Annotated in this window: 1 protein-coding gene; it reads left to right on the top strand. The window is 33.2% G+C overall.

What is annotated here, in order from left to right; all coding sequences use genetic code 11:
- A partial coding sequence (locus EGM88_RS13540) for a transposase (RefSeq protein ID WP_148084089.1) occupies window positions 1–391 on the top strand: 391 nt, incomplete at both ends.

Genomic DNA, 391 nt, shown 5'->3' with positions numbered 1-391 from the left:
AACTCTTTAGACTGATGGATAGTTTTTTAAAGAAAAGAACAGCCACGAAGAATAAGTTACACGGAGAAGAAGTGTTAGGAATTCCTTCAAAATGGGTGTATCGTTCTTTAAAAAGAGATCGTAAACATTTAGACAAAGAGCTTATAGGAATAGAGAAACAACTTCTCTCTTTAGTAAAACAAGACCAACAAGCACAACTCACTTTATTACAAAGCATACCAGGTATCGGTATGAAAACAGCTTTATTTTTAATTGTAGTAACCGATGGTTTTAAGAAATTTGAAACCGGATCACAACTATGTAGTTATGTAGGAATTACACCGACTATAAGAGAATCTGGAAGTAGTGTAAGAGGTAGAAGTCGAATAAGTAAAGTTGGTAATAGAAAGTT

The organism is Aureibaculum marinum, from assembly GCF_003813905.1.
GTDB classification, from domain to species: domain Bacteria; phylum Bacteroidota; class Bacteroidia; order Flavobacteriales; family Flavobacteriaceae; genus Aureibaculum; species Aureibaculum marinum.
Note: the sequence above shows the minus strand (reverse complement) of the source record. Positions and strands in the feature narration are given on the sequence as shown.